Below are 9,928 nucleotides of genomic sequence, written 5' to 3'. Positions count from 1 at the left end.
GCCCAAACGGCAGCGTCGGCTCTTCGATATCCGCCAGCATTTCACAAAAGAACTGCTTAAATTTTTCAGTATCACCTTTACCTTTTAAATCTCCTTTTAAATCTGCACTTTTATTTTTATTAAAACCTTCCATTTCGTCACCTCAATGATTATCTAGTTTAGATTGATCAATATGTTTTCAATCACACTAACTCACGGTAATTAATTTGTCCGCCACTGAAAAATAATCAGAATCATGACTAATAACAATTACAGTTATCCCCTTTCGCTTGAGAAGAGGGATGATCTCGAAATAAAAGAAATCTCTAAAGCCAGGTGATTGATCCGAGGCGAACTCATCAAGTATATATATATCTCTTTCTTCAGCAAAACATTGTAATAATGCTATTCTCTTCCTTTGACCTGTCGAAAGGTCTAAATTAGATAGAATACCATTATTTGACTGAACGTATTTCTCCAAACCAAGAAATTTTAGCCAATTATATATTTCCTCATCAGAAATAGATTTTGCAGAAGCATCTATAACATGATTAAAAATGGTGAAACCATCTAAAATACAACAAAATAAAGATCGATACTTTGTAGTTAATGGATCAACGATATTTCCATCAACTGATATAGTTCCTGAGTTTGACGGCAGTAATCCACATAATACTTTTACAATAGTTGATTTGCCACTACCATTATCTCCAACAATGAATATCACTTCTCCTCGATTAATCTTAAAGCTAGTACTCTTTACACCTCGTCCCCCATAGTTATAACTCACTTCGGATACAGAGATGCATCTCCAACCCTCATAACTGTGAGGTATGCTTATTTTGTTCGTTTTTTCACTGTATTCTATTTCTATACCAATTTTTTTTAGATGTCTCACTCCACCGAAGCCAGCACTGATTTGCTGGCTAGATTGTAATAAAAATGTCAGTGGCCCTATCATAAAAAAAGCGATGGTGTTAAAACTGACGATATCCTGCGGCTGAAGGTTTAAATATATGCTGCTAACATACGACACAATTAAAACAGAGCCATAGATTAATGCCGGTGATAACGCCTGGTTCATTCCCCATAACTCGTAAACATTCTTCATTAATCGTTCAGACATCTTTATATCAGGCAGTAAAACATTTCGATGGAAGTGCTCAGACCTGCCAGGATTAATTGTCATTTCTTGTTTGGCATCTTGAATTACAGAATAGTGCAAATGTAGTGCTTCTTCAGAAGCTCTCATTACGTCGAACTTTTTTTCAGTCATTTTAAAAAAATACACCGACAAAATGACCGGAGGTAATAAAAAAATAAAAAATAAAAAAGGTAGCATGTGTGATATGAAGTAAAGATAAATGAAGCAAGCAAAGAATATTAAAAAATTATATAAGAACAAAGGCGTCAGCAAGATCAGAGCGGAAACTCTATTCAAATCATCGATTAAAACTGAAAATACTGAAGCAGGAGTTTTAATTGATATGTGATATTGAATTTCAGATAATTTTTTCGAAAGCCTGGAGCGTAACTCCGAGACAAGTGACGAACTCGTTATCGCAAGGATTTTTTGAGTTATGACATTTATAATGCACAGAAAGACCAGAACTCCAACACCAGCCAAAAAATTATAATTAAGATCCTGTTTAACTAAACCATGAGAAATTGAATTAATAACCGAAATAAGCTTGATAATGGAGAAAGCAGATATTAACGAGAGTAATACACAGCTTATCAACTGCCATTTAAACTTCATAAATATATCAAATTTCACTTTCCCACCCGCCTTTTGTCATTTAATTCAAACAATAAACCACCGGCCCAGGTATACAAAGGGCATTGAAGGTTACCGAAAGACCAAGCATTTAGTTAAGCTGCTGTTCAACTCTCCCCTTTACTCGTTGAATTACTGTTCTGTAACTACCATTAGATCAGTACTTTCTAGATAAACTGTCTCTTAAACCTATTGATGTTATTGCTTTGCAGGTGTTCCAGCAAAAAAATCCCTGTGTTTGACCTGGACTTCATCTTCCGTCGCTATTTTGTAATATTTTATTACATATCAGATTTATTTAACATGACCTCTCATCATTAGTATTTAACATATCTTATTGCTCACTTATCTGTCTGAGAGAAGAACAATAACATACCAATAATTAACATCTTTTCTATTCGAATAACGGAGTACTACACTTTACGCTTTAAATTTCTAACCCACTTTCATAAAAAAAACTAACTTTATAGTCTTCACCCATTAAAAAAAAATCCTTTTTTTGATAAGAATCAATTTAAGCTACAGAATAGAATTACATGCGATGTCTATCAGTTATTAAACTTTATAAAATGTTACTGATGGTGTCTAAACAGAAGCGTTATAATGAATTGGAGAAATGGATTTGCCCCTATATATCCAGACGCGCGTTTTCTCTCTTACGGTTGTGATAATTTTCTGCGTCTATATTCCCGTGGCGAGCGATATCCCAGCGCGCTGCGCGGATGATGTTCGTTTTAATGACTGAACGCCACCGCCAGATTTATCACCGCCGTCCGGCTGTCCGGTTTCGGCATGATGCTGATGTAGTCCCGTTTTATCGTCTTCACGAAGCTTTCTGCTATGCCGTTGCTTTCCGGGCTTCTCACCGCTGTCGTGCATGGTTCAAGCCCCGACATCCGGGCGAACGCCCGTGTTTCATGCACCCTGTAAGCCGAACCATTATCCGTCAGCCTTTCCAGCGGCTCCGTTTCCGAAGCGTTTTTCTACTGCTCCCAGCATGACATCCTGCACCGTTTCTTTGTCATAGCCTCCGGTACTCGCTGCCCAGTCAATGATCTCCCTGTCGCAGCAGTCCTGTGCGAAGGTCACCCGCAGCTTTTCACCGTTGTCACAGCGGAACTCAAAGCCATCTGAGCACCAGCGCCGGTTACTTTCACCTACTGCCACACGCCCCTTATGGGCCTGTTTCCGGCAGGGGTCAGCAGGTTTACACTCAAGAAGCAGATGATGTGCTTTCATAATGCGATACACCCGTTTTGCGTTAACCACTGGCTGGCCTTCACGTTCTGGCTCCCGTCGCAGCATTGCCCACACACGGCGATAACCATACGTCGGCAGGTCAGCGACCGCTGTGTTTATCCGGGACAATACCTCGCTGTCGTCAAAATGGGATTGTCGTCTGCGATCCTGCCAGCCAGATGGCCGGTTAACCCTGATACTCAGTTGCGCACGCGACACGCCAATACTCCGGCAGACGTCAGTTATTCATCGTCCCCGGGCAACAAGGGTGCATGCGCAATCCATTTTTTTGCCCGACCGAACTCCACAGCCTCTTTAAGTATTTCAGCTTCCATCGTCTTTTTGCCCAGAAGGCGCTGAAGCTCACGGATTTGCTTATTGGCAGCAGCAAGTTCAGATGCGGGAACGACCACTTCACCCGATGCCACGGCGGTCAGAGAATCGTCTTCATACTGCCTGCACCATTTGAAGATCTGGTTAGCATTGATGCCATGCAGATGGGCGAGGTGAGACACGGTCATGCCGGGCTCCATAGTCTGCTGAATGATGGCAATTTTTTCCTGCGGAGTACGACGGCGACGCCGCTCAGGTCCTGATAACACTTCAACCATCTTATTATTCTGACTGGTGTTAAACATAGTTCCAGGACCACCTCTTATTTTAAGAGAGGCGAAGTGTCTGGTGATCTATGGGGCTAGTCTGGACTTCACGAAAGAGTGCCTGACGGTAACTGTTGTCTTCGGGGTTGCAGCCGTGCAGGTCACACGTATTCTGGACAGCATTGCGCTGTTTCGCGGCCATCCGGTTGCGATAAGAACTGATCAGAGCGCGGAATTTACCTGCCGCGCGCTAGATCAATGGGCCTTTGAGCATGGAGTGGAGCTGCGACTTATCCAGACCGGCAAACCGACACAGAGCGGGTTTATTGAGAGTTTTAACGAACGCTTTCGCGATGAATGCCTGAATGAAAACGGGTTCAAAGGCGTCAGTCATGCCAGGAAGACCATCCGTAAATGGCGTCAGGATTATAAAGAGCGAGAGGGATAGCCACACGTTACACAAAGAATACCGCTTCATTTCTCGCGGCAGTCCAGATTAGGTGCATCGCTCTCTGGGTTAATATCTTGTGACGACACTATCTAGTATTAAAAATACTTGTATCGTGATAAGAAAACTGGGGCAAATAACATTATGGCACGGTTCACATAAATCCACTAATGGCGCTAGATATATGGTAGCAAACAGTATCAAGTCTGTACTTGCACAACACAGGACATCCATATAGTCAACTAGTTTTGGCCACAACCATCGAAGTATAAACATAGCCATCTACAATTCGATAAGCAACCCTGACTCTATCGCCGACCTGCCATTCTGGTGAAAGCGAAGTCGTCAATGTAAATAACATATCATATTGATTAAGTTCAATTAACGAGACGCAATCAAAACCAAAAATGTAACCAACATCATTATAAATAGCCTTAAAGATAGATTCTTTAGCTGAAAATATCAGCGTAATGAGTAATGTTTCAGACAGAGCTTCATCTTTCAATACATTAAGCTCTGGATATCTGGTCACTTCTGACTTAATACTATTAGCAGTTTCATCATTGAAAATTACCTCGATATCTATACCAATATTTTTATAAATATCAGAACTAGCAATGCAAGCTGCTGCAGTTGAGGATGTATGCGTGATAGAACCAACAATACCTTCTGGCCAGACAGGGCTCCTGTCTGCAGCCATCCCCACATTAGCGCACTGTATTAAACCAAATTGTTTTAAGGATAATTGAGCACAAATTCTTCCTGCTAAGAATTCACAGCGCCTTTTGGCTATCATTTTAGAAAAATCTGGCGGTAAAGTTATTTGATGATATAAAAAATCACTTTCATTAATCTCGCTTACTTGAAAATTTATTTGTGTATAAAAAATTTTTTCACTAAAAACAGGAAAGTAAAATGGGGAAATAGAATATTTAAACCCAATTGATGCGTTTGACACTGTATACTTACCTCCCCATGGTGTTTTTTTCAGATTGAGGAACATTTGCATGCATGGTTGTCCCCTAAAGCGCGCCTCACAGAGGCGCTACAGCATTGGCGGTTACACTTAGCAACGGTAGAACACGTTCATTGTCAGTCGGGTTTTTCCGATTGTCAATGATATTTGTTTATGTTGTTTGTCAATTCACGAATCACCCGATAACTGCCGTTACGCGAGACATGTATTCCGTCATCGGTCCGGATTTTCTGACCATCCATCACCGGCTGCCATTTTGTCCCCAGAAGACCCAGCTGATTAACATCAATATATTTTACATTGATTAACGCGGTACTGACTTTAATAACACCCCGCGTATTAATTAAATATTTTTCATGTTTTGGATTTTTCAGATGTGGCGGGGATAACCAGATTATACTTCCGGGAAACTGGCGTAATGTAACCAGAAGTTCTCGCATCTTTACGCTCCGCCGACGCTCTTCCCGACGCCGCACACTACCGAAAATCTCCCTCACCGCAAAGTCTCCTGACAAACACTGTCAGCAGGCCCGGTTATGATGCTCCCTGACAACAAAGGAGAAAGTCATGTTAACCGCAGAAATGTCAATTATCTATGTCAGCTACGTCATGAAAAGCGTTGATTTTTACGCATCCCTGCTGCACTGCGAACCGGTAGAAAAAGGGCCGACGTTTGCTCTGTTTGTTCTTAAAAACAGTTTCAAACTGGGACTATGGTCAGCCTATACCGTCGAGCCGCCGGTAAATGAGATGCCCGCCAGGGCAACGGGAGAAATTATTTTTACCGTTGCCGAACGGGAGGACGTGGATGCCGCCTATAAACTTTTAGGAAGAGAGCTAAAAGTTACCGTTATTCAAAAACCGGTCACGCTTGATTTCGGCTACTCGTTTACGGTCATCGATCCTGACGGGCACCGGCTTCGCATCTGTTATTTAGAGGAGGCGGTATGAAACACTGGCTGGCGGTAGCGTCAGCCGCGCACGTCGCACTGGGTTACGCCGGAAACTTCATGCAGGTTTGCCACGGTAAAAAAGGGCCATTAAGTAAAATAAATCCAGCCGACGGCATTGTTTATTATTCCCCCTCGAAAGTCTTTGGCAAAAAAGATGGTCTTATGTCACTAACGGCCATTGGCTATGTGGCGCAGGGGGAACCCTATCCGTTCGACATGGGCGGTGGATTTGTCCCTTTCAGACGCGATGTGGTATGGCTGAGCGACCGCGTATGCCCCATCGCGCCGTTACTGGATCGGCTTGAGTTCACCGCCAATAAAAAGAGCTGGGGTTAACAATTAAGGTTTGGCGTATTACAGATAACCGAAGCGGATTTTCTGAAAATCCGCGAAAGAATGATCCGCCGGTAGATAGCAGCGTTTAGTCAGCTAACCCGTCTCTTTATTACGGGTGTTATAGACCACGTTTGCCAGCGCGCTGAGATCGATACCCGGGCGCGGATACCAGGTCCAGGCCCAGGATGCCTGAATCCCTCCAGGCGCTGCGGCCAACGTTCACCAGCCGGTGCGGGTCTTGGTCTCCCGTCGGCGCGGTGACAAGCAGGGCGAGCAGATCGTGATAGGCTCCGAAGTGGCGGCCCGGCGACGGACCAAAGGTAATATCGCTGATGCCGGAGACGGTGGAGGAATCGACAGAATCCATATCCAGCTGAGTGCGGGTGTAGACCACGCCGGCCTCAAAGGCCAGATTGCCCGCCGCGATCGGCCCTGGCCCCGCCACGTACAGCAGGCGCAACGCATATGCCTCGGTGGAAAGGCTCATACCCAGCCCATTGTCGTGACCATGCTCATCGCGGGCGCTGAAGCCCTTTACGAAGGCGTTATAGTTATACAGATAGTTTCCTGCCGGCATCATGGGCTGTCCTTCACCGGCACCACCAAGCCGCCGTTTTCTGTCGCCCAGGCCGGAGCCGCGCAAAAGCAAGAGTGCAAGCAGCACGACAACCTTTCATTTCTCTTCTCCAGTCATCAGCTTACTGAAGAAAATGTAGCGAGCGTCCGTCCCTTAACTTATCGCACAGCGGATAGTCACTATCTCCGCCGGTAATGGCTAAAAGCGGAGAGCAGTATTAATTCATTAAAAAAGCACGTTTACAGATTTTTAATCCAACAAACAATAAAACAGCAGGTAAAAATATTATAAGGCAGGGTCCGCTTTGTAAACAGGGCTGGCTGGAACAACACTTTTCGGCAAACGGGCGCGGCATTCTGCGAGACGACCCCCTTATTCGCGTAACGATATTATTACCCGGATAATATATCCATCAGACGACGGGCGTATCGGCCGTACGGCCCCGCCTCGTGATACCCGCCCGGCAGGCCGCCACCGTTCAGCCTGCCCCTGACCAATTTGCCGGATAAATGGCTTAACGCCTTTCCGCCACCTCCCTCCCGGTCGACTGCGCAGGCATAGCCTGCGACATATTTGCAGGCGATCCGTAAGTTTTAGATTATGTATTCATAATATGCGAACAGATTCAGATAAAAATCCTCTATTATTAACCCCTCTTTAATTTAACTCTGGCACATCGCCCCTGCGATAAATAATCAGAAAAAATCTGTTTTCAGCGTCAGCCGGGCGGAAAACGCCGCCCGGAACATATTAATAACATTTACTTAGCAAATAGGATTCGCAGGCATATTTAGAGAACACTTCACTTTTCCGGATAGCCGCAGCGCGCAGCCAGCCGTTGTTCAGGACTATTTTACAGATTATTCCTCTTCGCTCAGAGGGCTTTCAATCTTATAGACTGATATTATTCCCACTGATAATTTAACGCGAATCGTCTGATTTTCGATAAAAATACGAGAAGCTCACTTCTTTTTATTGATAATAAGAGGCATCTTAACTCACCCGTATTCATTATTACTTTAAACGACAGGCGTGGTGGCTATATGACTCTCCGGTTCATCCACGAGCCTAACCCTTGCGAGCCATAGCGCGGCGGCGTTCAAACCGGTTGCCAATTGATTTATTGCGCCCCGGTTGTTATGCGCCCGGAGGAGATCTGGAGCAGCGTTGTCTCTCACTAAAGGACGTCTGCGGCAGGCGGTGACCTTTAACCGCTTGTGAGCGTCGCTGGCGGTCATTCACCTTCGGTTCTGTCAGGTGACCCGAATTATTTAGCTATAGATTACTAATCTAATTTATATGCCGTTTTTTAAGGAATTCGTTGTATTAGCGCTTAATACAAACTTTGCAAATGGAGTTGTTATATGTCTGAGTCAGTAAAGCCTGTAAGGGCCGAAAGCGGCCGCATCAGATTTAAAAAACGTTATCTGGCGGGTCTTGTCAGCACCCTGCTGGTTACCGGTTATCCCGTTACAACTGCAGCAGCGCCCATCTTTGCGGCTGACGATAAGCACGATCCGAAGCAGGAGATCAACGGCGGCACCTATGATGCCGCTTATGACAAATGGGCCGACGCCGTTATCTTCGCCAGCGGCGCAGGAAAAGAGGTTATCGCGAACGATATTATTATCAATGGTTCCAACCAGACTATGGGGGGGGCCGCTGTTTTTGTAGAAAACGACGCGACGACGACATTAAATCACGCGACCCTACACAGCGGCCACCTGCGCAACGCCGGCGGGACGCTAAATATAGCTAACACTGAAATAGATACCGACTTTACCTCGCATATAGTGAGCGTCACGGATCGCGGTAAACTGACGCTTAACGACAGCAAAATGAATTTCACTAACGGACAATATGGTCTTGCGCTGTCGGCCAGCGCTGGCGCGACGATAAATATCAGGAACCTGACAACCAACGGCGCACTATATATCAGTAAGTCAAGCGGCACCATTGAGGATAGCCACATCCTCCACTCGTCTATTTTCAGTACGATGGAAGTCCTTGACTCAACGCTGAATATAAAAAACAGCCACTTCGCCAATAACGATACCGGTAGCGATTCCGGCGTGAGGGCGGGCCTGCGACTGCACGATAATGCTAAGGTCAATTTTCAACACGGATCGATAACCAGCACAGAAAAGTCCTTAGAACTCATTTCCAGCGAGTTTACCGGTGACGATCTGACCATTACCTCCGTACGGGATCGCACCATTCAGTCCACCCAGGGAAGTAAGGTTACCCTGACCAATTCAACGCTCGCAGGCACCGTCGGCGTATATTCTGAATCCTCTACGCTGACGCTGACCGACGTTGATATCAACCTGGAAGCCTCACCAACCCCCATTTATTACGGCTATGGTCTGTGGTTGCAAAACGTCTGGAACTGTAGTGGGCCGTGCGGCACCGCGCAGCTTACCCGTACCAATATCGAAACCAAAGGAAACGATGCCTACGCTATCTCTATGTCGGCGGGTGCCCACGCGACAATAGACGATTCAACCCTGATCACCCATGGTGATAAGGCGCTCGGCATCTACGTTGCCGGCGCGACGACCAGCAAAGCCCCCTCCACGCTGACAATGACCGGCGGGGAAATCACCACCTCCGGCAAGGAGTCGCACGGCGTGCTGGTGCGCAACGGGAATGATAAAAAAGTTAACCGCGTCGTGNTGGGAAGGGGCCTCTCTGGAGGCCACCAATGTCACCGTCAACAGCAGCGGCCTGAACAGCGATATCTTCTACCTGCGCGACGGCAGCGCCCTGCTGCGCAACAAGCTGACCGTGAGGGACAGCACCCTGGTGAACGGCCAGGGGAACGCCATTTACGGCCACGGCTTCAGCGATATCCTGCTGCAGAACTCCACCGTGACGGCTAAGGGGCGGCTGCTTACCGCCTACTCCGGCTCCGATATCCAGCTGGATCTGGATAAAACCATCGCGACGGGCGATATCAAGGCCGCCGCCGACGCCAGCGTCACTCTGTCGCTGCTTAACGCTTCCCGCCTGACCGGCGCGGTCAGCGGGGTGAACGACTTCAG

At 46.1% G+C, this 9,928-nt stretch carries 6 protein-coding genes and 3 pseudogenes; 4 read left to right on the top strand and 5 right to left on the bottom strand.

Annotated features, from left to right (window positions below; all coding sequences use genetic code 11):
- Positions 1 to 187 precede the first annotated feature (187 nt).
- The gene (locus GJV78_RS24050) at positions 188 to 1,756 is read right to left on the bottom strand and encodes an ATP-binding cassette domain-containing protein (RefSeq protein ID WP_155110186.1); all 1,569 of its coding nucleotides are present in this window, start codon (positions 1,754 to 1,756) and stop codon (positions 188 to 190) included.
- A 656-nt stretch (positions 1,757 to 2,412) separates the two neighbouring features.
- Positions 2,413 to 3,606, bottom strand: a pseudogene (locus tag GJV78_RS21695) (IS3 family transposase).
- A 52-nt stretch (positions 3,607 to 3,658) separates the two neighbouring features.
- Between GJV78_RS21695 and GJV78_RS21690 the strand changes: the two are divergent.
- Positions 3,659 to 4,030 (top strand): annotated as a pseudogene (locus GJV78_RS21690) (integrase core domain-containing protein); the annotation flags it as partial.
- A pseudogene (locus tag GJV78_RS21685) lies at positions 4,027 to 4,125 on the top strand (IS5/IS1182 family transposase); the annotation flags it as partial. The pseudogenes GJV78_RS21690 and GJV78_RS21685, both read left to right, overlap by 4 nt.
- A gap of 155 nt (positions 4,126 to 4,280) precedes the next feature.
- Here GJV78_RS21685 and GJV78_RS21680 read toward each other — a convergent pair.
- Both GJV78_RS21680 and GJV78_RS21675 read right to left on the bottom strand, forming a co-directional pair.
- Entirely contained in the window at positions 4,281 to 5,051 is a 771-nt protein-coding gene (locus GJV78_RS21680; protein ID WP_155110185.1) for a 4'-phosphopantetheinyl transferase family protein, read from the bottom strand.
- Between the two features lie 104 nt (positions 5,052 to 5,155).
- Positions 5,156 to 5,458 carry a DUF459 domain-containing protein gene (locus GJV78_RS21675; protein ID WP_155110184.1) on the bottom strand — a complete coding sequence of 101 codons (303 nt, stop codon included), beginning with the start codon at positions 5,456 to 5,458 and terminating at the stop codon, positions 5,156 to 5,158.
- 127 nt (positions 5,459 to 5,585) lie between these two features.
- Between GJV78_RS21675 and GJV78_RS21670 the strand changes: the two genes are divergently transcribed.
- A complete protein-coding gene (locus tag GJV78_RS21670; RefSeq protein ID WP_155110183.1) occupies positions 5,586 to 5,969 on the top strand; it encodes a VOC family protein in 384 nt (127 codons plus the stop codon).
- A complete protein-coding gene (locus GJV78_RS21665; RefSeq protein WP_155110182.1) occupies positions 5,966 to 6,307 on the top strand; it encodes an EVE domain-containing protein in 342 nt (113 codons plus the stop codon). The genes GJV78_RS21670 and GJV78_RS21665 overlap by 4 nt, the downstream gene beginning before the upstream one ends.
- 118 nt (positions 6,308 to 6,425) lie before the next feature.
- On the opposite strand, the gene GJV78_RS21660 is transcribed toward GJV78_RS21665, so the two are convergent.
- Positions 6,426 to 6,887 carry a transporter gene (locus GJV78_RS21660; RefSeq protein ID WP_209439277.1) on the bottom strand — a complete coding sequence of 154 codons (462 nt, stop codon included), beginning with the start codon at positions 6,885 to 6,887 and terminating at the stop codon, positions 6,426 to 6,428.
- Positions 6,888 to 9,928: the final 3,041 nt, after the last annotated feature.

The organism is Intestinirhabdus alba (genome assembly GCF_009711095.1).
Lineage (GTDB): Bacteria > Pseudomonadota > Gammaproteobacteria > Enterobacterales > Enterobacteriaceae > Intestinirhabdus > Intestinirhabdus alba.
This window is presented reverse-complemented; position numbering and strand designations above follow the sequence as displayed.